Consider the following 24,344-nt stretch of genomic DNA (forward strand, 5'->3'; position numbering starts at 1 on the left):
ATAAAGTAAAAGGATAATGGCATGACCCAAGAGAACAGTAACAACAGTTTTGACAACAATGATGCAAATGAGCGTACTGGTGATGATACCAGCTTGGCGGCACTTGATATCAGTGCAACCAGTAGCATTGACGATGACATACTCGATACGTTTTACAGTCGTAAGCACTTACAGTCTGTGATGATGGCAGCGCTGGATTATATCGATGGACGCATTAAAGAGGGTCTAACGCTACCCTATTTTGTAGATATCGACCCTGAGCTATGGCAAGAGAAATCTAAAGTACTAGACATATACATTACCGATGAGATTGAAGGTCAGGCATTAAATTTGGAAGCACGCGGTAAGGATTATGCGACCAATATTTTATCTTATCCCAGTGACCTGCCAGCCGCGATTATTGAGCTGATGCCAACGCTACCTCTCGGTGAGCTGGTCATCTGTCATGATGTCATAGTACGTGAAGCAGCAGAGCAAGAAAAAACAATAGCACAGCACATCAGCCATTTACTAATACATGGTGTACTGCACTTATTGGGTTTTGATCATGAGCTTGGACAGGCTGAGCAAGATGAGATGGAAAGGTTTGAAATTGAGATTCTGGCAGGTCTCAGCCTTCCAAACCCTTATGCTTAGTTCAGATTTTTTAGCGATTAGTCTTTGGTCATCGGTAGCTTTTGTGCTTGACTCATTTGATTAATCATTTGATCTAGCCCTTTGACATGGACATTACGCTGTGGGAATGGAATGTCGATTTTCTCATCATCTAAGGCGTATTTGAATTGCTCAAGCAAATCACACTGCATTGTCCACCAGTCAGCATTAGTTGTCCAAATATTTAGCGTCAAGTCTACTGAGTTATCGCCCAGATTGGTGACGCGTACGATAGGTTCAGGGTCAGTAAAGGCCAATGGATTCTTCTTTGCCAAACTCAGCATCACATTTTTGGCAGTTTTGATATCGGCATCATAGCCAATACCGACTGTGATATCGACACGGCGGTTGGGTAGCGCCGTATAGTTCGTCACAGCTGAAGTCGTAATATCACTATTTGGGATGATGATATCGTGATTGTTTATCGTCGTCAGGTGGGTATTGACCAAAGTGATGTCTGTTACAGTCCCTGTGTAGCTGCTGATTTGCACATAATCGCCGCGTACAAAGGGGCGAAAAGTCACAATCATGATGCCAGCGGCAAAGTTCGACAACTGATCTTTTAGTGACAGACCAATGGCTACTGCAGCACCGCCCAATATAGCGACGACTGAGGTAGTCTGTACGCCAACTTTACTTAAGGCAGCTAACACAACCACGACCAGTAGTACCCCGTAAATTAGGCGACCTAAAAAGTTAGCGACCGTATCATCTAAGCGACTACGCAACATCATTTTGTGAGAAACGGTGACTGCCTTTTTGGCAAGCCAGCGACCTACGAAGAATATTAATATCGCTAGCGCAACTTTAATGACCAAGCTTAATGCGTTACTGGTCAAGTTGGCAACATCTATTGTAAAACCTAAAAATTCCATACTGACTCTTTATTCTATAGAGGTGTGTTATAAGTTTGGGTATCTGTTAATCGTAATCGTCAAAATAGTATGACGCATTCATTGATATTCTATGTTTATTTCTCGTGTCGCCTACTCTTTACAGCCTTAATAAGTCACGTCAACTTTGTCGCTATAACGATAGGTACGTATCAAACGTAGCTCAACAATATCGCTCATATCTTCGGTAAATTTACCAAAGGGCGCTGCTTGACGTACCGACTGCTTTGCTGCTTCATCCAGTAATGTGGAGTTGGAGCTTTCAAGCAGACGTATGGCTTTAATATTACCATCACTACTAATGATGACCATAAGGCGCACTTCGCCCGTGATACCTTGTGCCCGTGCCTGCATGGGATAATGCAAATTCCCAACACGTTCGACATGCTCACGAAAAGTATTAATATAGTCAGCAGCGGCACCGCGCGTCGTCGAGTTGCTATCGACAGTTACTACTTTTGATTTGGTCGCATAGACTTGCTGACGCTGAGACAGCTGCGTCTCTAAGGTAGCGATTTGTTTGCGCAGACGCTCTTCTTGCGCCATCATATCATCTTGTGCTTGCTTGCTATCATTATCAGACTCCACGCTCGCTTGACGCCAGCTTAAGGTGGTACGCAGATAACTTTCTTGGTATTGCTGTTGGCGAACTTGACGCTGTAGGCTAATTACATCTTGCGTTTCACTTATTTGCTCAGCAGACAATGGACTTATCTGGTCGTTCTCTTGTCTTAATTGCTCCTCTACTGTGCCGCCGCCTTCTTGGGAGGCATTAGCAATAAAGTGAGCGTCTTCATTTGGCTGCATATTATCGGTTAGCGCTTTTGCCACATCTTGCATCATTGCCGCAGGATCTTTACCCATCGAAAAGCCAATACCAAAAATAATAATTGCGTGTACGGCCACAGCGATAACGATGGCTACCGGTAAACTAATATTTCGCTTTGGTGCTTGCGCGGAAAAATGATAGCTTTGTGAATCTTTGATATAGGCCACAATGGGTCTCAGCTTATGAATATGAGCTTATAAATACAAGACAGCAAGTAATAAGCGTTATGATAATGTGTAGGATTTATACTGACGCTATCATAACATGACATAGAATTCTGTCGCTAGCACAACCGTTGCCGACTCATTTTGACCCGCTCACACATTATTTATCCCCTTTGGTCAATTTATTGAAAAGCTGAACCAGCAAAAATGCTATAAAACCTATACGACTATGGCGCCGCTGGACTACCTTTTTAGCATATAAGCGCTAGCAATTAAATGATTTGCGACAAAACGTATGTGTCCATTTTGAAGCCATCATATTTGTTATATACTGTTTTATAATTTTTGTATCATTAAGACGAGTTAAACAGGCGCAAACAGACAAGACAGATTGCTGCTTATTTAGCAAAAACGCAAGCTAGTAAGGCGTGTGCTAAATACTGTATGGGTGGTAACGTCCAATGAAATACCGTATCGTGCCCATAGTGTATTGCTCTATTTTATAAGTACCTGTTTTATAAGTACCTACTTTCTAAGTGCTTACTTTATAAATGACCACTTGCCAACTTTCATTAAAGCAGAGTCAGCTTGTCATTGTTTAGTTAGTAGCTCTTTATGCCATTGATTCAGTTACCTCCCCTATAATTATAAGGATAATAAGTTTGAGTGATTTTGATAACAGGGATAATTCAGACAATTTTGATGAGTTTTTTGAGAATATGGGCTATCGTTTTGACGAATCATTTAGCGATGGTTGGGAGCGCATTACCCAATCAATCAAACAGATATACCATAAAACGACTGATAAATTCGAAGATGAGTTGTCGCTACCAGTGGCACAGACCTATGTCAATGATGCACTACAGAAGTTCGTCACTGATAATGTGAAAGCCATCTTAGAGTTGCGCGTTGAGATGCATGATGACTGGTTCCGCTTATACTGTACGGTCGATGCTGGTGGCATTTATGCTGAGGTGGCGAGTAACTTTAGCTTGATTCATGTACAGCTCGATCGTAACGTCCAGCGCTTCGTGTTTGGGCAGCAGACTTATACTGATGTGCTAAACCTACGTTGTGAGTCGTTTATCAAGCGCCAAGGCATCAAGCTTGCTATTTGGTTTTATCACAGTGTTCTGAAAAAAGACCCTTTGGGCTTTATTCTCTCTTATATCAATATCGCCCGCGCAAAAGACGAGGTTATCTACCTTGATATCAATCGCTGGTTAAAAAAGAACAAAAAAATCATGAGCACTTTGCATAAAGTTCAAGTCAACTATGGCGAACTTGAAGAAGAGCAAATGATTTTGAAAACTCAAATCAATTATCGTGACTTATTGGCTGCCAGTAGTAACGAAGATATTATCAGCGATGATGATGAGCCTGAGCTGATGCAAGGCCCTATTAACCCAATAGATGATGCTACTGAACCGAGTCAGGTATAAATCCCTCAGTATAAAAATGACAATTTTTACTTATTAAAAAAGCGCTGATACTTAGAGACTATTGTCTGTTAGAGTCAGCGCTTTTTTATCAAGCAAATTTTCAATGGCTTCTAGAGCGTGCCTTATTAATCATGCAACTACCAGTAATTTTCTACCGCAATATTACCCTCGCCGCGACGATTCATCACCAGACCTAAGGTCTTTAGCGCTTCTTTGGTGTCTTCCACCATGTCTGGATTGCCGCATAACATGACATGCGTACTATCGATATCTAAGGCAATACCTGCTCGCTCTTGTAGCGTGCCTTCCAAGAGCAGCTTGGGCAGACGCTCTGTCAGTGCGCCTTCGACAGGTTCACGAGTAACGATGGGAATAAAGATTAGTTTTGCTGGATGATCGACCAAAGAGCCAAAGTCTTCTTGCAAGCTTTCAATTTTCTCGATATAAGCAAGCTCTTCTAGCGAGCGAGCACTATAGGCCAATATGATGTGCTCGTAATCTTCCCACGTCTGCAAATCTTGTAACATCGACAAAAATGGTGCCAATCCCGTTCCAGTCGCGAGCAGCCACAAATCTTTTGGTAATGGCTTTTGATAACGCGCTAAAGTCAAAAAACCAAACGGCATGGTATTAAGCAGCAGCTCATCGCCTACTTCTAAATGCTGCAACTGCGACGTAAATGCGCCATCAGGAATTACGATAGAGAAGAACTCTAGCACCTCATCAAACGGCGAAGACACAATCGAATAAGCTCGAAAGACGTCTTCATTCAATGCTGCACCAGAAGCTTTACCATTTGCTTCTGTCTGCTGCTGGTAATATTTTAATTGACTGGGATTGACGCCCAAACGCACAAATTGACCCGCCGTAAATTTAAAGCTATCGGGACGGCTGACAGTGAAGCTAAATAGGTTTGGCGTCCATGTGGTTTTGCTGAGCACGGTTACTGTCTGAATATTATCACTCATAACTCTTCATCACTTATACTTTATTAAACTGTATTTTTATAAGATATCTTTGATAGGTAAAAAAGACATAGATATCGAAAAGGTAAGCACAAAAAAAGATGCGCCAAGCTTATCATAAAGCTGGCGCATCTTGGTTTTTTAACAGTAACAACAGATAAGTCACAGCGACTTATCTGTTGTATCAGCTCGGCAACATTACCAAATACGTGCCAGACTTGCCCATTCAATCATACTGTTTGGCAAGATACCAAAGAAGATAATCATCGCGGTCACCGCAATAACCATAATCCCGCCAGTACGGATAGCCCATTGTCCAGGAACATCAAACTCAATAAACTGTTTTGGACGCTTAAAGAGGGTGAGCATCACACGTAAATAATAGAATAAACCGATCGCACTACCCAAGATAATCATTGCCGCTAAGAACCAGTTGGTTCCTTGTACGGCAGCCAATATGGCAAATAGCTTGGTAATAAAGCCAGCCGTCAATGGAATACCCGCTAATGACAACATCATTATAGTCATGACCGCTGTCAATACGGGACGACGCCAAAACAATCCTTGGTAATGGGTCAATTCATCAGCCTCACCAGATAAACGATAAGGGCTCGACATCAACGTTACCACACCGAAGGCACCGATAGAGGTCAAGGCATAAACCGCCATATACATACTAGAAATGCTATCTGCTGCCGTACCGATACTGACGATGACAATCAGTACATAACCCATATGTGCAATTGAAGAATAACCCAATAGACGTTTGAGGCTGGTTTGACGTACTGCTAGCAAGTTACCGATCAAAATAGACAAAGTCGCCATGACCATAAGCAGCATTTGCACCGATGGCAATGCCAATAAAGCCGTATCGATTAAGAAACGAACCGCCAGTGCCATCATAGCCACTTTAGAGACTGAGGCTAAAAAAGTAGCGATTGGGGCTGGTGCGCCTTCGTAAACATCTGGCGTCCACATATGAAAAGGCGCAGCAGAGAGTTTAAAAGCAATACCGAACATCATCATCGCCGCACCCAGTATCAGTAGTGGCGACTCAAAAACATCACCCAATACCATACTAATTGGTTTAAAGGCCAACGAGCCTACTTCAGCATAGATAAACGCCATACCCATGAGTAATGTCGCTGATGCCGTCGCTGATAGCACCAAGTATTTCAGCCCTGACTCTAGCGAGCGGCTGCGCATATAGGTATATGACAGCATGCCGTATAGCGGTATAGACAGCATCTCTAAGCTCATAAAGAATGACGCTAAATGCTGAGCACTGACCATCAGTAAAGCACCAATCGTCGATAGCAACATGAGCAAATATAGCTCTTCTTTATTATCTTTGAGGTTGGCTAAATACGCATAAGATAGCGTACAACAAGCCAACGCACAGATAAAAATAATCACCATATTAAACTGAGCAAAGTTATCGATCACGAATAACTGCTCAGCATTAGGCACAAGAGTGCCGCTACTAACGATACCAGTCATTTGCCCAAGCAAAGTAAACAAACCAATATTTAAGCCGACAACGGTGACCGTACCAGTCACCATATGTGAGCGTTTAATTGCGATGGCAATCATGACAACCAATACCGTAATAACGACGGCAATGATTGGCGCGTAAGGCAATAATCCCATCAAATCATTCATCGTAATATCATTCATGACTTAACGTGCCTCCATTGCATCAAGCAGTTGCGACGCATCTACTTGTGTGACTTGACTGTATATATAAGCATTATTGATCCACTGCATCGCATGACTTGAGGTATCAAGGAACGGCTGTGGATATAGACCAAGCCAGACCAGTCCAGCAGCCAACATGAGCAGCAATGACAACTCACGCTTGCCCAAATCTTTTAGTTTACGCGGTGGCAAACCGTGTGATTTGGTTTCTTGCATGGCGACGGCTTCGATGTTGTTTCTGCCAAATAATGCACGGTGAATCAAAATAAGCGAGTAGAGCCCTGCTAGTACCAAACTGAATGTCGCAAAGACCACAAACACTGGGTACTGAGCAAATGAGCCAAATAAAATCATGAACTCGCCAATGAAGTTACCTGTCCCCGGAATACCAAGCAATGCCGCACAGAAGAACATCAGTATCGGTGCGTAGTAACGAAATTGACCCCACATACCGCCCATCAGCGTTAAATCACGGGTATGTAGACGCTCATACAACTGGCCTGCCATGATGAATAGTGCTGCTGAGCTTAAGCCGTGCGCTAACATCTGAATCATCAGACCTTGCAAGCTTAGTAAGGTTCCAGCATAAATTGCAAGTACTACAAAACCCATATGCGAGATACTGGTATAAGCCAGCAAACGCTTCATATCCGTCTGCATAAAGGCGAGCCATGCGCCATAGAAAATACCGATCGTACCCAAGGTCATCGCAATGGGTGCAAAATCTTGTGAGGCTGCTGGGAATAACGGTAAAACAAAACGAATCAAACCATAAGCGGCAGTTTTAATTAGTACCCCTGCCAAATCCACCGAACCTGCAGTTGGAGCTTGTGCATGTGCATCTGGCAACCAGCCATGAAAAGGAATGATTGGCAACTTCACCGCAAAGCCAATAAAGAAGCACAGCATGATCGGATATTCCCAGCCGCCAAGTGACGTACCGAGCAAGTCATTATAATTAAAGCTCACCACCCCTTTTTGAGCGTAGCTGATAATGACCAAAATCAAAATACCGACCAGCATGATAAGCCCAGACGCTTGGGTATAGATAAAGAACTTAGTCGCTGCGTATTCCTTGGTTTTGCCAACCACATCATGACCCCAAATAGCGATCAAGAAGTAGATAGGAACCAGCATCATCTCCCAAAAGAAGAAGAATAAGAACAGATCAATGGCTAAGAAAACACCAATGACGCCGCCCAAGCTCCACAAAAGGTTGAGATGGAAAAAGCCGACTCGGCGTTGAATCTCATTCCACGAACAAGCCACTGCTGCAATACCGAGCAAGCCTGTCAAGGCAACCATCATCAGTGATAAACCATCTAATGCCAAATGGAAGCTGATACCAAAAGTCGGTATCCATGGCACACTAAATTCAGCAACCCAAGGCACGTTTGCATCTGGCGCAATGACTTGTTTACTCATACCGCTAAAGTCACCGTATTGCCATAGCACTAGCGACAACACAAAGGTCAACGTCATACCGATTAAAGCAATCCAGCGCGGCAGACGTTTATTAAATCGCTCGACCAACCAACATAGCAACCCTGCAATAAAGGGAATTGCGATTAATGCTGGTAGCATCCACGTTTGTTGTAACTCAATCATCTTATACCACCGTCATCATTACCAGCACCAGCAATACAGCGACGCCTAAGCCAAAGCTTGCAGCGTAACCTCGAAGTGACCCTGTTTGCGTCGCAGACAATACCTTATTACCAGCAGATGCCAGCTTAGGTAAGATGAGCCACGCTTTATCGATAGGGTCGGCTTTAAATAAGCGGCCGATGAACAAAAAGGGTTTTACAAAAATTACATCGTATAGCGCATCAAAACCTAGGCCATGATAGCACCAGTGATACAACGCCCCACCAACACGTGAGCGCTTAAAGCGGGTGAGCATTCGACCTTTATCCACCACATATAGTAGCGCCGCTATTATTAGACCAGCCAGCATCGCACCCATGGCGATATATTCTGCTGTATGCTTAGCATGCGCTTGACCCGCAACTTCTAATAGATGACCGACACTCTCTGGCAATACGCCTTGTAGTGGCGGAGTAATCCATGCACCAACGGCTGTTGATAGCACCAATAATACAGTTAGAGGCAACCAGTACGATACGCCAGACAACTTATGCGCAGGCGTTTTTTCTTCACCGAAGAATATGATCCAAATCATACGGAAAGTATAAAGCGCGGTTAAGAAAGCCCCGAATACACCCATATAGAATAAGACCATGTGACCGGTTGCATAACTCTCCCAAAGAATCGCTTCTTTAGAATAAAAGCCGACAGTGACCCAAGGTATCGCCGCAAGTGCACCGCCACCAACGATATAACACCAGAATACTAACGGTATCTTTTTACGTAAGCCGCCCATCTTAAAGATGTTTTGCTCATGGTGTACCGCGAGAATGACCGCACCTGATGATAAGAATAACAAGGCTTTAAAGAAAGCATGGGTCATCAAATGGAAGATCGCGCCTTGCCACGCACCAACGCCGAGTGCTAAGAACATATAGCCAATTTGGCTCATGGTTGAATAAGCAAGGATACGTTTGATGTCGGTTTGTGCCAGCGCACAAAATCCAGCAACGACCAACGTCAACGCCCCTACGCCGCCGACCCAATATAATAAAATACCAGGCGTCAGCTCAAACAATGGATGTAAACGGGCGATTAAATAAACGCCTGCCGTGACCATCGTCGCTGCGTGAATCAGTGCCGATACTGGCGTCGGACCTGCCATCGCATCAGCAAGCCATGTATGTAATGGCAACTGCGCAGATTTACCCATCGCTCCGCCAACCAACATCATCGTGGTCAACATCATCGTTGGATTGTTGATATCAAACACTTCTGGCGCACGAGTAATAATTTCTTGAATATTAAGCGTACCGAATTCACGGAATAATAAAAACAAACCGAAGGCTAAGAATACATCACCCACGCGCGTCACGGTAAAGGCTTTCATCGCCGCAAGACCATTGGCACGGTCATGGTAATAAAAACCAATCAGCAAGTACGAACAAATACCAACGCCTTCCCAGCCAAGATACAGCAAGAACAAGTTATCTGCCAACACTAGCAATAGCATACTGGCGACGAACAAATTCATATAGCTAAAGAAACGGGCAAAGCCAGTGTCGCCTTTCATGTACCAAGCAGCAAACAGATGAATCAGAAAGCCAATGCCGGTAATGACCCCAGTCATAGTTAGTGCCAAGCCATCAAAGCTTAAACCGAAGCTTGGCGCAAAATCACCGACTTGGAACCATGTCCATAGCGGAATCTCTATGACCGTTCCTGCTGGATTATTGGTTAAAAAAGTATAACTAACGATTAGCGTGCATAGTGCTGATAACAGCATGCTACCCACACCGACAATCGCTGCCACCTGCTCTGTTAGCTTGTCGCGCATAAAGGCTAAAATCAAAAAGCCAACGAGCGGGAATATAAAGGTTAATGGTAATAAACTCATGACATCATCCTTTCATCTCATTGGCGCTGTCGACATCGAGATGCCCACGCTGATGATAAAACCGCAATAATATTGCCAAACCAATGGCGGCCTCTGCTGCTGCTAAGGTCAAAATAAAGATAAACATAATCTGTCCATCTGGATCGACCCAACGACTGCCTGCCACCACAAATGCTAATGCTGTTGCATTCATCATGATCTCAAGGCTCATTAGCATAAATAGGAAGTTACGTCGTACCATGACGCCGCACAAACCAATGGCAAATAAGATACCTGCCAAAATCAGTCCATGGCTCATGGGTATCATGCCCATTACATTCTGCGCCTCAGCAACAGGCTGTACTAAGCCTGCCACCTCGTGGGCAAACGGCACGTTTGACACGTCTTGTGCCACGCTCGCTGCTAGTACCATTAGTCTGACTCCTTGCGCGTGACTTTATTCACACCCACCTGCGTACCTACATTCATACTTACATAATCATGCGGGTCAACATCTTTATATTCGTAAGGTTCTGCCATTTTTGCCGCATCAGTATCTATAGGCATGCCGTGATCATCGTAGTGTTTGATACTAGCAACATTAGCATTAGATGCATGGCTTGCATTAACAGCGACCTCATCAGCGATAGATTCTTTACCCAAATGATAAGCGGCAACCAATGCGGCTAGTAGTAGCAATGCCGCCACTTCTATCAACATCACATATTTGGTAAATAGCGCCGTACCGACGGCTTTGGCAGATATTGTCGACCCGCCAATCATCGCCGCTTCGTCATGATTAAGACCAATCATCGCATACAGCACAACCGCGATAATAATCGTCAATCCTGTCGGTAGCGCCCAAGTGCCTGCATCAAGCCAGCGCTCTTCACGCTCATCATTGCTCATACCTAAGTTGAGCATCATGATGACAAAGACAAATAGCACCATAATGGCACCTGCATAAACGACGATTTCAAGCGCACCCGCAAATGGCGCGCCGAGTACAAAAAATATTCCTGCGATTGCCAATAATGACACAATCATCGATAAGATAGCATGCACTGGATTGGCTTGAGTCACGACGCGCAGACTGGCAAATATTGCCACTGCCGCCAGTGAATAAAACCCTGCCAGTTCAGGATGGTTCAAAATATTCATCATGGTAGCAAGCTCCTTAGATCAATCGGTGCAGACTCGTTTTGTGCTGCACCTTTTGGTTTGTCCGCTACCGCCATACCCGTCACACGATAATAGTTATAATCAGGATATTTACCTGGCCCTGAAATGAGCAAGTGCTCCTTTTCATAAACCAAGTCTTGGCGCTTATATTCACCCAACTCAAAATCAGGCGTCATTTGAATGGCTGTCGTTGGACAAGCTTCTTCACACAATCCACAAAAGATACAGCGTGAAAAGTTAATTCGGAAAAACTCTGGATACCAGCGTCCATCTTCACGCTCGGCTTTTTGTAATGAGATACACCCTACCGGACATGCTACCGCACACAAGTTACAAGCAACACAGCGCTCGTCTCCATCAGGGTCACGCGTGAGGACAATACGTCCACGAAAACGCGGCGGTACAGGTACCGGCTCTTCAGGATAAAGGATGGTGTCACGCGGTCTGAGCGCATGACTGTTGACCATCCACATGCTGCGGACAATGGTAAATATACCAATGACGGTCTTTTTTATGGTAGTAAACATGGGATTATTATCCTTATCAGCTTTACCCTAGTTCATTAATGATGGCTAGTAATGATTACAACGTTGGAGAAAAGATCAAAATGACCGCAGCAGTGATTAATAAATTAATCAGCGTTACTGGCAGACAAACTTTCCAGCCAAAATTCATCACTTGATCATAGCGCGGACGCATGAGTGAGCCTCGAGCCAAAATAAACATGGTCATAAAGAACAGCGTTTTAATCATGAACCAAAAAGCTGGTGGAATAAATGGAATATCTAAATTAAAAGGCGCAAGCCAACCACCAAAGAATAAGCAGGTCATCAAGGCAGAAATCAGGACGACATTGACATATTCGCCAATAAAGAACATACCGAACTTCATGCCTGAATATTCAACATGATAGCCTTCGGCCAGCTCTTGCTCTGCTTCCGGTTGGTCAAACGGATGTCTGTGGGTAACGGCAACACCAGCCACCACAAAGGTCAAAAAGCCGAAAAACTGCGGAATGATATACCAACCGTCAATTTGCGCTTCAACAATAGCACGCAAGTTAAATGAACCTGTTAGGGCGACCACACCCATTAATGATAAGCCTAAAAAGACTTCATAACTAATCGTCTGTGCAGCAGAGCGCAAACCACCCAGTAGTGAGAACTTGTTGGCCGAGGCCCAGCCACCAAACATTACGGCATAGACCGCAATACCTGCCATCGCAAAGAAGAACAAAATACCAATATCCCAATCAGCAACGCCAAGCGTTGGCGAAATAGGAATAATGGCAAATGAAGCCAATGCGGTGAACATTGCGACCGCTGGTGCCAAGGTAAACATAAACTTATCGGTAAAGTTTGGTGTCCAATCTTCTTTAAAGAAGATTTTTAGCATATCCGCAACCAATTGCAACGAACCAAATGGACCGACACGGTTTGGACCGTAACGATCTTGCCATAAAGCTAGCATACGGCGTTCATAAACAATCATCATAGCAGCGACCATCACCACGACCAAAAAGATGACCAGCGATTGTACAACCATAAAAAGTACCGACCATGTGTCAAAGGTCATACTATTAGCCAAAAAGCTTGGCACATCAGGGATAATACGGGTAACTTGCATATTACACCTCCTGTGTGGTGGTCGGCGCTGTATTCATTTGCGCAGCGTCATTATTGTTCATCATATCGTTAGCCATGCTGCCCATCATCATCACTGGTGCATCCACTTTACGTACCGACGCTGGCATTGATGGGTGAATAATACTCACCTGCCCAACTGGGTAACCGATACAACCTTCTGCTAAATAACCAACAATCTGTACTGGCAAGGTGATTTGTTGCTTATCGATTTCAATCGCTAAATAATCACCGGCAGCAATATTCCAGTCCTTAGCATCATCCATACCGATACGCCATGCGGCAACTGGTAGTTGCTCTGCAACGATTGGGCTACGTGACGCCATCATTGAGCTGGCATAAATATTATAGATAGGTATTAGTTTTGCTTGTCCTTGCTGCAAATCAGTCGTGTTTGCAGACATGGCTTCTGGCGCAACATATTGACGAGTGGCCAAACGCTCTAGCTGATCAAACATGCGCACGCCTGGATCACCATTTTTTAGATGACCACCGACTTTGTCTTGGTATTTATTCCACGCTTGCGGTGAGTTCCAACCTGCCGCATTGGCAAAAGGAATCATCGAGCTTGGGGTTTCTTTACCGCTATAACCTTCCATTGAGAAAGTTAAACCTGTGTCTAAGTCTTTTGGCTGCATCGGCTCATGTACTGAGATCGGTGCACGCATGGCAGTACGACCTGAGTAACGACGCGGCTGCCGTGCGATTTTAAGACCCGTCATACGGTAATCGGCATCAGGAGCAGCATTTTTAATACCAGCAAGCTTAGGATGTGTGGCAATCAATGCCTTTATGACATCATCTAGCTGTGTCCAATCGACATCGCGACCTTCTATGCTGCTATGCACAGCATGTAACCAGCGCCAGCCTTCTTTAATGCTGCTCATGGGATGATAATATTCATTATCGTAAACTTGGAAGAAACGCTGAGCACGGCCTTCAGCAGAGATTAGCGTACCATCCGCCTCAGCAAAGCTTGCCGCAGGTAACACGATATCGACGTCTTTATGCCAATCAAGCAGCTGGTGATCTAAGGCAATAACGGTCTTATCGGCTAATAGCTGTGTTAGTTTATTGGCATCAATTGCATCGGTCAGCTGATTTTCAGCAACAATTACCACATCGAAATCAGTGGCCAACAGCTCTTCTACAGATTGTCCGCCGAGCATGCAAACACCCATACTATTGGCATCGGTAACCGTTAAGTAGATACCAGCTTGTCCATGATAGCGGTTGTTCACTTCTTTTAATTCAAGTTTTTCAGCAGGTGCGCGTTCGACATCATCCTGTACTTCTGTATTCACCCCAGTTTCAGGCTTGTTTGGTTTGGCTGACAACTCTTGATCTTCTTCAGGCTGATCGGTTTGTGCTTGTTGTTCTGCTGCACGCACTTTGGCATTATGCGTTTCAACTTGCTGCTGCTCGGTCGCTTTAATCGCTGCACGTTTTTGTGTCAGTGCTTGAGTAATCTGTGCAGCTGCTTCTATCAATGCGGTAGAAGACAAGCTGCTACCCGAAACAACTAATGGCTTATCAGCTTGAATCAAATCATAGGCAATTTGTTGAGCTAGCGCCTGCATACCATCAGTATCAGCACTGGCACCAGTATTTTTTTCAGCCGCTTGTGGATCTGCTATTTCTGCTAAATCATCGGCGAAGCTCGCAATCTCATCAGCCACTTTAAAGCCAAGTTTAGTGATGTCTTCAGGTGTCGCCACCACACTCACTTTACTGATGTCTTCTAGCTTGGTTTGCGTCACATCGATGACATAGACTGGGCTTAGCGCATCTTGAGCAATACGTTTAACTGGTTCTGCAAGCCAAGGTTGCGTTTGCAACGCCGCTGCCATTTTTAGGCCTTCGTTTTTTGCCGCTTGGCGTACTGACAGCGCAACACGTGATGAAGTTTGGGTGATATCTTCACCCAACACTAACACTGCATCATGCGTTTCGATATCAGTCATGCTAGGGTTATAGATACCCTCAGTGCTAAGCACTTCGATACATTTATTAACCAACGCTTGCTGTTGATGATTCAGACCTGTTGAAAATTTATCAAATCCAACGAGATTTTTTAGCGCAAAGTTGGTCTCTAAACTGGCACGTGGTGAGCCGATACCGATGACTTTTTTATCTTTGATACGCTTGATGGTTTCATCGAGTGCGTAGTCAATATTGATTTTGACGTGCTTATCATTGATACGCTCGAGCGCTTGTGTTGGACGATCATCACGATTGACATAGCCGTAACCAAAGCGACCACGATCACATAAGAAGTAGCGGTTTACTTCACCGTTATAGCGGTTTTCGATACGGCGCAATTCACCATAACGCTCGCCTGGTGAAATATTACAACCAGCTGAGCAGCCATGACAGATGCTTGGTGCATACTGCATGTCCCATTTACGGTTATAACGTTCAGAATGTGTTTTATCAGTAAACACACCCGTTGGACAGACTTCAGTCAAGTTACCTGAAAATTCGCTTTCAAACTGACCATCTTTATCACGGCCAAAGTAAACGCGGTTATTTGAGCCATAGACACCCAAATCTTCGCCACCCGCATAGTCTTTGTAGAAACGTACGCAGCGATAGCAAGCGATACAGCGGTTCATCTCATGCGCGATAAACGGACCAAGCTCTTGATTGTGATGGGTGCGTTTGGTAAAGCGATAGCGACGACGGCTATGACCTGACATATAGGTCATGTCTTGCAAATGACAATGTCCGCCCTCTTCACAAGTTGGACAGTCATGCGGATGGTTGGTCATGAGTAACTCAACCATCGACTTGCGAAATGCTTTGGCTTCATCGTCAGTAACCGAGATATACATGTCATCGCCAGGAGCGACCATACATGACATTACTAGGCGACCGCGACCTGCTTCCATATCTTCTTTATTTTGGAATTGCTTGACCGCGCACTGACGGCACGAGCCTACTGAGCCAAGGGCTGGATGATAACAAAAATACGGCACATCAATGCCGAGTGATAAGCAGGCTTGTAGCAAGTTATCTGCGCTATCTACTTCGACAGTGGTTCCATCAATATGTATGACTGCCATGCCGCTCTCCTTATTTCACTACTGGCTGTTGGTTGGCTGCAGCATCAATGACGTCTACACCAACCGCCTGCGCGATTTTCTGATCAAACTCTGGACGGAAATATTTAATCGCACTCATTAGTGGTTCCATCGCACCTGGGGCATGCGCACAGAATGTTTTACCAATCCATAAATCACGCGTGAGGCCTTCTAGTTTTTCTACATCGCCCACTTGCCCTTCACCATCATTGATGGCGGTAAGCAATTTAACGCCCCAAGGTAGACCATCACGGCATGGTGTACACCAACCGCATGACTCGCGCTGAAAGAAAATTTCAAGATTGCGAACGAGTGGCACCATGTCTTGTTCTTCATCAACCACCATAATCAAACCAGTACCCATACGGCTACCCGCTTTTTGAATGGGGTCAAAATCCACCACCACATCTAAATGCTCAGTGGTTAAAAAGTCAGTCGATGCGCCCCCCGGCAGCCAAGCTTTCAGTGTTTTGCCATCTTTCATACCACCCGCCAAATCTTCAATGATTTCGCGTGCCGTATAACCAAACGGTAATTCCCACAGGCCTGGATCGTTAACTAGACCTGAGCAACCAAACAGCTTGGTGCCCGGTGTTTGGCTTTTGCCTTTGATTTCAGATAACGACTGATACCATTCGACGCCATGGTTTAGGATGGCTGGCATATTACACAAAGTCTCAACGTTATTGACAACCGTTGGACGACCCCATGCCCCAGAGATTTGCGGGAAAGGTGGTTTGGTACGTGGGTTAGCACGGCGACCTTCTAGACAGTTAATCAGTGCCGTTTCTTCACCGCAGATATAACGTCCAGCGCCAGTATGCACGTGCAAATTAAAGCTAAAATCTGAGCCTAAAATATTCTCGCCCATTAGATTATTAGCCAAACACTCTTCGATGGCTGTCACCAAACGCTCAGCGGCTAAGATGTACTCACCGCGAATAAAGATATAACCGTCAGTTGCACCGATCGCATGAGCCGTAATCAACATACCTTCGATAAGCTGAAACGGTAGGCGCTCCATCAATAAACGGTCTTTAAAAGTGCCCGGCTCCATTTCATCCGCATTGCAAATAAGATAACGCGGTAAACCATCCGGCGGTGACATAAATGTCCACTTCAAACCTGCATTAAAACCTGCACCGCCGCGACCTCTGACGTTAGCCGCTTTAATCATATCACCAACTGCTTTAGGCGATTTAGATAGCGCTTCTTTTAGACCAGTAAAGCCTTTTAGAGATTCATAAGTTGATAGATCAAGAATCGCATCATGATGCGCCAAACGCCAAGTCAAAGGCTTGGTTTCGCTAGTGGCAGTGGCTTTATCACCATAAATTGGAACACACTGTGCATTTAGCTGGCTTGGCGCTTGGCCTTGACCGCGACGAGCAATCTGCTCTGAAAGTGTTAAACTCATGCGTATAGCTCCAATAATTGCGCGACCTCTGAGGGCTGGACAGGGCCGTAAGTATCTTCATCAATCAACACTGCTGGCCCCTTGTCACAATTACCTAAGCAGCAAATTGGCAATAGCGTAAAACGACCATCAGCAGTTGTCTGACCATACTCAATACCCAGCTGCAATCTAATTTCAGCCGATAACGCCTCATAACCCGTTAGGTAACAAGCCACAGAGTCACAGATGAGAATCACGTGACGACCGACAGGCTGACGATAAATACGGTTAAAGAAAGTCGCAACCCCATCCATATCTGACATCGGAATGTCTAGGATATTGGCAATGGCATTCGCTTGCGCGTCATCAACCCAGCCGTTGCGCTTTTGCACGATTTTGAGTGCATCTAGCGAGGCGGCACGTGCTTGCGGATAGTGATGCATAAACTCATGAATGGCAGCAATTTCCTCAGTGGTGAGGATGCTCTCTACATCTACTTTTGGCATTTTGTCGGAAACAATTTTCATAATCTTCTGTCTTTCCTCACTCATCCTGCTCTATCACAAGCCAATATCAGTCTAATTACCACTGTGGTTATATTGACAAGTGACAGCATTTTGGTGTGCCATCAGGCAATAATATATTGATGAACAAATACTTTTGAGGCAGCGGTCTTAACGATCACAATCCGCCATCACAATATCAATCGACGCTAGATACATAATGGCATCAGAAACTAGCGAGCCGTTAATGACCGATGGCATCTGTTGCAAGTGCGCAAATGTCGGCGTACGAATACGGGTACGATAGCTCATCGTGGCTTTGTCTGACGTGATGTAATAACTGTTCAGACCTTTGGTCGCCTCGACGATCGTCGTACACTCGCCCGCTGGCATCACCGGACCCCAAGATACTGAGATAAAGTGGTTAATAAGCGTTTCGATATCATTCAATGTACGGTCTTTCGGTGGTGGTACGGCTAGTGGATGATCCGCTTTGTAAGGGCCTTGTGGCATGTTGTCCATACACTGACGGATGATACGCAGTGATTGACGCATCTCTTCGACTTTAACCATACAGCGATCATACGCATCACCGTTGTAACCAACTGGCACTTCAAAATCGTAATTTTCATAGCCCATGTATGGACGTGCTTTACGGAGATCAAAGTCAACGCCTGTCGCTCGCAGACCAGCGCCCGTCACGCCCCAAGCAAGTGCTTGCTTGGCATTGTACTGAGCAACACCTTGGGTACGACCTTTCAGTACACTGTTTTGCAATGCCGCTTTGACATATTCGTCCAAGCGTTTTGGCATCCAATCCAAGAATTCGCGAACCAGACGCTGCCAGCCACGAGGCAAGTCAGCAGCAGTACCACCGATACGGAACCAAGCTGGATGCATACGGTAGCCAGTCACGGCTTCGATAACGTCATACGCTTTTTGGCGATCGGTAAACATATAGAATACCGGGGTCATGCCGCCCGCATCCTGAATAAACGTACCGACGAATAGCAAGTTGTTGGTGATACGGAAAAACTCACTCATCATCACACGAATGGTTTCAGCGCGCGGTGGAATCGTAATCCCTGCAAGCTTTTCAACCGACATGATGTACGGTAGCTCATTCATCACACCGCCAAGATAATCAATACGGTCGGTATAAGGAATAAATGAGTGCCATGTTTGACGCTCAGCCATCTTTTCTGCGCCGCGATGGTGATAACCAATATCAGGGATACAATCGACGACTTCTTCGCCATCCAGCTGTAGCACCAAACGGAATGCACCGTGGGCAGAGGGATGGTTAGGACCAATGTTCAAGAACATAAAATCTTCATCACGCCCTGAACGCTTCATGCCCCATTCTTCTGGGACAAAACGCAGATTCTCTTGCTCGTATTGCTGCTTAGCCGTATTCAAAAAGTATGGGGTAAATTCCGTCGCCCGCGCGTGATACTCTTTACGCAGTGGATGACCTTCCCAATATTTTGGTAATAAAATACGTGTTAAATGCGGATGTCCACTAAAGACAATACCGAACATATCCCATACTTCGCGCTCATACCAGTTAGCATTTGGCCAAATCTGGGTGGCGCTCGGAACATTAAGATCGTCTTCGCTTAGCGCGACCTTGATACGTACATCACTATTGCGCTCAAGCGACATCAAATGATAAAACACTGTAAAGTCGCTGTCAGGCAAACCTTGGCGATGTTGGCGTAAGCGCTCATCTATCGCTGACAAGTCAAATAGCATGACGTAAGGCTTAGGCAGTTTGCGCAAGAATAAGAGAATGTCTAACAAATCAGCACGCGCCACCCAAACCGTTGGAATCTCATCCACAGTGTGCTGCACGACAAATTTACCAGCATATTTTTGCTCCAGCTCAGTGATGACTGCTGGAACAGGCTTGATATTAGGATCTGTGTTTTCGACTACCGTGACCATGAATGATGTATTCCTTCATTAATCATAACTGAACTATGTCAACCATAACCGAGCTATATTAATCATAACCGAACTATGATAAGCGCATAAAATATTGAGGTTGTTACTATAAGTCTAAATACTGTCTAGAATTTAAATACTATCTGGGCTACGTAAGTTTTTCACAGCGATACGATCTGCTTGCTTACGGTCACGCTCAGGCGTCATTTGTGGCTGATAGATACCCTGCTCATTGACATGAATACCCAGCGGGCGACGCTCTTTGGTAATAGACTCTTGCAACAGCATCAAGCCTTGAATCAAAGCTTCTGGACGCGGCGGACAACCTGGCACATAGACATCGACTGGAATAATTTTATCCACGCCTTGTACCACTGAGTATATGTCATACATGCCACCAGAGTTGGCACAAGCACCCATCGAGATAACCCATTTTGGCTCGAGCATTTGCTCATAAAGGCGCTGAATAACCGGTGCCATTTTGACAAAGCAAGTACCAGCAACGATCATCACATCTGCCTGACGGGGCGAGGCGCGAATCACTTCCGCACCAAAACGTGATAAATCATGAACGGCGGTTAAGGTGGTGGCATATTCGACATAACAGCAAGACGTACCAAAGTTAAATGGCCAGAGTGAGTGCTTGCGCCCCCAGTTTGCTGTTGAATGGACAAGGTCTTCGAGACGACCCATAAAGACGTTTTTATTAACTTCATCTTCGATAGGATCATTGACCGTTTGACTGGTCTGTGCAGGATAGACATCTGCATCAGGGTTGGCTTTTGTTAATGTGTATTTCATAACATACAACCTTTATATTAGGTGCAGCGCAGCAATCATCTTGCTTCCGCTATCACCTTAACTTCTATTATTAATAGGTGACCATTTTGCAGTAACGTGCTACAAGACAGTCAAAAGCGATTAGCGTTTGACTGTGTCTTGCTGTGCAGACGCGGCGAAATCCATGGAAGTCACATTACCAGTAGTATTAATATGATCGATATTTTGCAAGTGGCGACGGTTGGTCTCGATATTGTTCGAAACGTTAATCTGACCTGAAGACTGTGCTGGTATCTTGCCAGTTGGATCGACCATCAACTCATCGACGCCATCAAACTGCGTGATATCTGCCAAATTAAAACCTGCCGGCGCAGCATATAGACGTGGTTGTTTGCGGCGCTTGTCCGCTGGTGCCCAATTCATCGCTCCCAGACTAAGCTCGTATACCAAGCCTATAATCAAGATGGTAATAAATATCGCGGCAGCGGCAAAGCCAAGCCAGCCTGCTTCACGTACTGAAACGGCATAGGCGTACAAATACAGCGCTTCTAAATCAAAGATAACGAAGAAAATTGCCACCAAATAGAATTTGGCAGACAAACGAATACGGGCGTTGCCAGCTCCGACAACACCCGCTTCAAATACTTCTTCTTTTTGTGAGCCCTGAGAGCGACCGCCAAGCAAACGCGGCACAACCAGCATAAAGACAACTAGCCCAATGGCGGCTAAGATAAAAGCAATGGCTGACCAATTAAAAGCAGACATGATAATACGTGCTCCTCACCCAATCGAGTGTCAAGCGCAGCGCGCATACACACAAACTCTAGAGTGGTAATGGCGACCGGCATAACGCAGACGAAAACACAAAGTAACTGCCACTGGGTTATCTAATAACTCAATGACTATATAGATACTGTGCTGGTAATAACCAATTATCAAGCTTATTGACGACGATGTCAGGCAGGACCAACTATAGAGACTCCGGTATATAACGGAGAAAGGCTGGTCGCCTAACGCATCCTTTAACAACGTAAGATCAACGTATTAAATCAATATCATATTCGACTATTTATTTAATTGATTTAATAGCTCATTACACGTAGTCAACAATGACGAGACAACTGGCATAAATTATTTACGTACTATACGCATATCAGTGCCCAAAAGCTAGTTTTTAACTGTATTGAACGGTCACTTTATAGGTAAAAAAAACATGTTTTTTTTACCATGAATTATGATATAGACGTTACCTTATATTAAGTCCAAATCCATATTTTTGAGTAGACGCTAGTATATATAGTATAAGTCACGAAAATTTAACGCTTTTTTACTGAGTGCTCATCTTTGAACTCCTCCCCAAAGTGACGGTTTTTGCTTTATAATAACCCGCCTAATTACATGCTGGTATCAGCGGCTATTTTAATGACGGTGCACATGATTAATTGTCACAAAATATTAACAGTTATGAGCGTGATTAGCGGATGGTTTGATTAACCCTGTCGACGCCATGTTTTGATATCGAGATGATGCAACCAGCTATAATGCTATGTTGCCGTCTTGCGCTATCGATTTGCCTCATACGTGCAGTTTTTATCTTACTTAGTAACTCTTGATATCAACACCAGCCTTTTTTGCTTTCTTTTTGCTTTTGTCTTACAGGTCACCTTATGAGTCAACTTAATCCCAAACAACAAGAAGCGATGCTCTACGTATCCGGTCCATTGCTCGTGCTAGCAGGTGCCGGCTCCGGTAAGACGTCGGTGATTACCCGCAAGATTGCCTATCTGATTGAAGAATGCAACATGCCAGCTGAGCGTATCACTGCGGTGACCTTTACCAATAAAGCCGCCCGTGAAATGAAAGCCCGTGTCAGTAAATTACTGCCAAGCGAGAAGACACGCGGTCTAACCGTATCGACCTTTCATCAGTTTGGTCTACAGTTTTTGCGTTATGAGCTGATTCATACGCCGCTCAAGGGTAACTTCTCCATCATGGACAGCGACGATAGTAAGCGCCTCTTGATGGAGCTGATGATGCGTGACAACTTAAGCGGCGCTGAAAGTCGTGAACTGGTCGGCAAAGCCATTAAAATGATTTCTGACTGGAAAAACGATTTGATTGAACCGGATAAGGCGATGGAGACCTTAGACGATCCAGAAGACATGATTTTTGCGACCCTCTATGCCTTATATGAACGCAATTTGCGGGCTTATAACGCCGTTGATTTCGATGATTTGATTGTCCTTCCGACCAAGATATTACGTGAAAACAGAGAACTGCGCGATAAATGGCAAAACCGTATTCGTTACTTGCTCGTCGATGAATATCAAGATACCAACACCGCCCAGTATGAAATGATTAAATACTTAGTCGGACCGCAAGGGCGTTTTACTGTCGTTGGCGATGACGACCAATCTATCTATGCGTGGCGCGGTGCTAAGCCTGAAAACATGGCACTGCTCAAAGAAGATTTTCCGAAGTTAAAAATCGTCATGCTTGAGCAAAACTATCGCTCGACCACGCGTATTTTGACCTCTGCTAACGCTGTTATTACCAATAACGAGCATTTATTTGAAAAAAAACTCTGGTCAGATAAAGGTCAAGGCGAAAAAATTCGCATTATTAACTGTCGTAATGACGATGATGAATCCGAGCGCGTGGCAAAAGAAATCGTCACGCATAAGCTGCGTTTTGGTAATGAGTGGGAGCAATATGCGGTTCTATATCGCAGTAACTTTCAGGCACGCATGCTAGAGGCGCAATTACGTCAACTGCAAGTTCCTTATAAGTTATCGGGCGGTCAGTCGTTCTTTGCGCGTAGTGAAATCAAAGACATCATGGGCTATCTGCGTTTGATTCTTAACCCTGAAGACGACAGCGCGTTTTTACGTATTATCAATACGCCTAAGCGTGGAATGGGGCCAGCAACCCTTGAAAAACTTGGTTTATTTTCACAAGAGCATAGTATCTCGCTACTCGCTTCTTGTACCCACGCAGGTCTAGCACATGTTTTGCCGTCGAAGGCTTATGGTACGATAAAAGAGTTCGGTGAGTTTATTGAACATTATACGCGTGAGCTCGATCAGCATCCTGACCCTGTACCTATCGTGCGTCAAATGATTGATGAAACGGGTTATATCGACTTTGTGCGTAGCGACTCCAAAACCCCGCAACAAGAAAAAAACCGTATCGATAATATTGATATGCTCTACACTAGTATTCAATCGCTGATTAATCGCGCCGAAGAAGACGAAGAGCGCACCATTGATACCATCATTCGTAAACTTGTGTTACTGGATATGCTCGAGCAACAGCAGGAAGAAGAAAACACCAACAAGGTTAACTTGATGACCTTACATGCGGCAAAAGGTTTGGAGTTTGATTTTGTGTATATCATGGGGCTTGAGGAAGAAATGCTACCGCACCGCAACTCTATCCTGAGTGAGACGGTTGAAGAAGAACGGCGCTTGATGTATGTAGGTATTACTCGCGCTCGTCGTGAGCTGACATTGACACTAGCGACTCAGCGCCGTGCGGGCGGTCAGATGCGTGTCACTTCTGAGTCAAGATTTTTAGATGAGTTACCAGAAGACCATATCGACTGGCCAGCCAAGGCGAAAAAGAAAAAAGCCAGCAAAGACCCTGAAAAAGTCGCTGATGAGTATTTGGCTAATATTCGCGCTTTATTGGGTAATCGTTAGA

At 44.8% G+C, this 24,344-nt stretch carries 19 protein-coding genes; 3 read left to right on the forward strand and 16 right to left on the reverse strand.

What is annotated here, in order from left to right:
- The first annotated feature begins 21 nt into the window (after positions 1–21).
- Complete coding sequence (gene ybeY, locus JFC10_RS11930; RefSeq protein WP_198332976.1) at positions 22–636, forward strand: rRNA maturation RNase YbeY; 615 nt, start codon at positions 22–24, stop codon at positions 634–636.
- Positions 637–653: 17 nt separating this feature from the next.
- On the opposite strand, the gene JFC10_RS11935 is transcribed toward ybeY, so the two are convergent.
- Together JFC10_RS11935 and JFC10_RS11940 are read right to left on the reverse strand one after the other, a co-directional pair.
- A complete protein-coding gene (locus tag JFC10_RS11935; RefSeq protein WP_198332977.1) occupies positions 654–1,529 on the reverse strand; it encodes a mechanosensitive ion channel family protein in 876 nt (291 codons plus the stop codon).
- Between the two features lie 126 nt (positions 1,530–1,655).
- On the reverse strand, positions 1,656–2,543 hold the full coding sequence (locus JFC10_RS11940; RefSeq protein ID WP_198332978.1) for an energy transducer TonB: 888 nt from the start codon (positions 2,541–2,543) through the stop codon (positions 1,656–1,658).
- Positions 2,544–3,202: 659 nt separating this feature from the next.
- Here JFC10_RS11940 and JFC10_RS11945 point away from each other — a divergent pair.
- The gene (locus tag JFC10_RS11945; protein ID WP_193012313.1) at positions 3,203–3,982 is read left to right on the forward strand and encodes a hypothetical protein; all 780 of its coding nucleotides are present in this window, start codon (positions 3,203–3,205) and stop codon (positions 3,980–3,982) included.
- A gap of 137 nt (positions 3,983–4,119) precedes the next feature.
- Here the strand turns inward: JFC10_RS11945 and JFC10_RS11950 are convergent, their stop codons facing one another.
- The 14 genes from JFC10_RS11950 to ndhC all read right to left on the reverse strand — a co-directional run bounded on the left by JFC10_RS11950 (position 4,120) and on the right by ndhC (position 21,407).
- Complete coding sequence (locus JFC10_RS11950; protein WP_198332979.1) at positions 4,120–4,950, reverse strand: ferredoxin--NADP reductase; 831 nt, start codon at positions 4,948–4,950, stop codon at positions 4,120–4,122.
- A 195-nt stretch (positions 4,951–5,145) separates the two neighbouring features.
- A complete protein-coding gene (gene nuoN, locus JFC10_RS11955) occupies positions 5,146–6,624 on the reverse strand; it encodes an NADH-quinone oxidoreductase subunit NuoN (protein WP_193012315.1) in 1,479 nt (492 codons plus the stop codon).
- Between the two features lie 3 nt (positions 6,625–6,627).
- Entirely contained in the window at positions 6,628–8,253 is a 1,626-nt protein-coding gene (gene nuoM / locus JFC10_RS11960; protein ID WP_198332980.1) for an NADH-quinone oxidoreductase subunit M, read from the reverse strand.
- Between the two features lies 1 nt (position 8,254).
- A complete protein-coding gene (nuoL, locus tag JFC10_RS11965; protein ID WP_198332981.1) occupies positions 8,255–10,129 on the reverse strand; it encodes an NADH-quinone oxidoreductase subunit L in 1,875 nt (624 codons plus the stop codon).
- A 4-nt stretch (positions 10,130–10,133) separates the two neighbouring features.
- The gene (gene nuoK, locus JFC10_RS11970; RefSeq protein WP_045445153.1) at positions 10,134–10,442 is read right to left on the reverse strand and encodes an NADH-quinone oxidoreductase subunit NuoK; all 309 of its coding nucleotides are present in this window, start codon (positions 10,440–10,442) and stop codon (positions 10,134–10,136) included.
- 98 nt (positions 10,443–10,540) lie between these two features.
- The gene (nuoJ, locus tag JFC10_RS11975) at positions 10,541–11,272 is read right to left on the reverse strand and encodes an NADH-quinone oxidoreductase subunit J (RefSeq protein WP_193012318.1); all 732 of its coding nucleotides are present in this window, start codon (positions 11,270–11,272) and stop codon (positions 10,541–10,543) included.
- Positions 11,269–11,817 (reverse strand): NADH-quinone oxidoreductase subunit NuoI, encoded by a 549-nt coding sequence (nuoI, locus tag JFC10_RS11980; protein WP_010198902.1) that lies wholly within the window; start codon positions 11,815–11,817, stop codon positions 11,269–11,271. The genes nuoJ and nuoI overlap by 4 nt, the downstream gene beginning before the upstream one ends.
- Positions 11,818–11,872: 55 nt before the next feature.
- On the reverse strand, positions 11,873–12,865 hold the full coding sequence (gene nuoH / locus JFC10_RS11985; protein ID WP_193012346.1) for an NADH-quinone oxidoreductase subunit NuoH: 993 nt from the start codon (positions 12,863–12,865) through the stop codon (positions 11,873–11,875).
- A gap of 52 nt (positions 12,866–12,917) precedes the next feature.
- Positions 12,918–15,998 carry an NADH-quinone oxidoreductase subunit NuoG gene (nuoG, locus tag JFC10_RS11990; RefSeq protein ID WP_198332982.1) on the reverse strand — a complete coding sequence of 1,027 codons (3,081 nt, stop codon included), beginning with the start codon at positions 15,996–15,998 and terminating at the stop codon, positions 12,918–12,920.
- 10 nt (positions 15,999–16,008) lie between these two features.
- A complete protein-coding gene (nuoF, locus tag JFC10_RS11995) occupies positions 16,009–17,433 on the reverse strand; it encodes an NADH-quinone oxidoreductase subunit NuoF (protein ID WP_198332984.1) in 1,425 nt (474 codons plus the stop codon).
- Entirely contained in the window at positions 17,430–17,939 is a 510-nt protein-coding gene (gene nuoE / locus JFC10_RS12000; RefSeq protein ID WP_198332985.1) for an NADH-quinone oxidoreductase subunit NuoE, read from the reverse strand. The genes nuoF and nuoE overlap by 4 nt, the downstream gene beginning before the upstream one ends.
- Before the next feature lie 147 nt (positions 17,940–18,086).
- On the reverse strand, positions 18,087–19,862 hold the full coding sequence (nuoC, locus tag JFC10_RS12005) for an NADH-quinone oxidoreductase subunit C/D (RefSeq protein WP_198332986.1): 1,776 nt from the start codon (positions 19,860–19,862) through the stop codon (positions 18,087–18,089).
- 132 nt (positions 19,863–19,994) lie between these two features.
- Positions 19,995–20,663, reverse strand: coding sequence for a NuoB/complex I 20 kDa subunit family protein (locus JFC10_RS12010; protein WP_062844008.1), 669 nt, complete (start codon positions 20,661–20,663; stop codon positions 19,995–19,997).
- A 120-nt stretch (positions 20,664–20,783) separates the two neighbouring features.
- The gene (gene ndhC / locus JFC10_RS12015; protein WP_198332989.1) at positions 20,784–21,407 is read right to left on the reverse strand and encodes an NADH-quinone oxidoreductase subunit A; all 624 of its coding nucleotides are present in this window, start codon (positions 21,405–21,407) and stop codon (positions 20,784–20,786) included.
- A gap of 902 nt (positions 21,408–22,309) precedes the next feature.
- Here ndhC and JFC10_RS12020 point away from each other — a divergent pair.
- The gene (locus JFC10_RS12020) at positions 22,310–24,343 is read left to right on the forward strand and encodes a UvrD-helicase domain-containing protein (protein ID WP_198332993.1); all 2,034 of its coding nucleotides are present in this window, start codon (positions 22,310–22,312) and stop codon (positions 24,341–24,343) included.
- Position 24,344 lies beyond the last annotated feature (1 nt).

Source organism: Psychrobacter aquimaris (assembly GCF_016107525.1).
Classification (GTDB): domain Bacteria; phylum Pseudomonadota; class Gammaproteobacteria; order Pseudomonadales; family Moraxellaceae; genus Psychrobacter; species Psychrobacter aquimaris.

Bases quoted from the DNA above. Each gene is read 5' to 3' on its own strand.
- nuoK (WP_045445153.1), bottom strand. From the start codon at position 10,442: ATGGGCATGATACCCATGAGCCATGGACTGATTTTGGCAGGTATCTTA.
- JFC10_RS11950 (WP_198332979.1), bottom strand. From the start codon at position 4,950: ATGAGTGATAATATTCAGACAGTAACCGTGCTCAGCAAAACCACATGG.
- JFC10_RS11935 (WP_198332977.1), bottom strand. From the start codon at position 1,529: ATGGAATTTTTAGGTTTTACAATAGATGTTGCCAACTTGACCAGTAAC.
- nuoH (WP_193012346.1), bottom strand. From the start codon at position 12,865: ATGACCTTTGACACATGGTCGGTACTTTTTATGGTTGTACAATCGCTG.
- nuoJ (WP_193012318.1), bottom strand. From the start codon at position 11,272: ATGATGAATATTTTGAACCATCCTGAACTGGCAGGGTTTTATTCACTG.
- nuoL (WP_198332981.1), bottom strand. From the start codon at position 10,129: ATGAGTTTATTACCATTAACCTTTATATTCCCGCTCGTTGGCTTTTTG.
- nuoI (WP_010198902.1), bottom strand. From the start codon at position 11,817: ATGTTTACTACCATAAAAAAGACCGTCATTGGTATATTTACCATTGTC.
- nuoE (WP_198332985.1), bottom strand. From the start codon at position 17,939: ATGAAAATTGTTTCCGACAAAATGCCAAAAGTAGATGTAGAGAGCATC.
- nuoM (WP_198332980.1), bottom strand. From the start codon at position 8,253: ATGATTGAGTTACAACAAACGTGGATGCTACCAGCATTAATCGCAATT.
- nuoG (WP_198332982.1), bottom strand. From the start codon at position 15,998: ATGGCAGTCATACATATTGATGGAACCACTGTCGAAGTAGATAGCGCA.
- nuoC (WP_198332986.1), bottom strand. From the start codon at position 19,862: ATGGTCACGGTAGTCGAAAACACAGATCCTAATATCAAGCCTGTTCCA.
- ybeY (WP_198332976.1), top strand. From the start codon at position 22: ATGACCCAAGAGAACAGTAACAACAGTTTTGACAACAATGATGCAAAT.
- nuoN (WP_193012315.1), bottom strand. From the start codon at position 6,624: ATGAATGATATTACGATGAATGATTTGATGGGATTATTGCCTTACGCG.
- JFC10_RS12010 (WP_062844008.1), bottom strand. From the start codon at position 20,663: ATGAAATACACATTAACAAAAGCCAACCCTGATGCAGATGTCTATCCT.
- ndhC (WP_198332989.1), bottom strand. From the start codon at position 21,407: ATGTCTGCTTTTAATTGGTCAGCCATTGCTTTTATCTTAGCCGCCATT.
- JFC10_RS12020 (WP_198332993.1), top strand. From the start codon at position 22,310: ATGAGTCAACTTAATCCCAAACAACAAGAAGCGATGCTCTACGTATCC.
- nuoF (WP_198332984.1), bottom strand. From the start codon at position 17,433: ATGAGTTTAACACTTTCAGAGCAGATTGCTCGTCGCGGTCAAGGCCAA.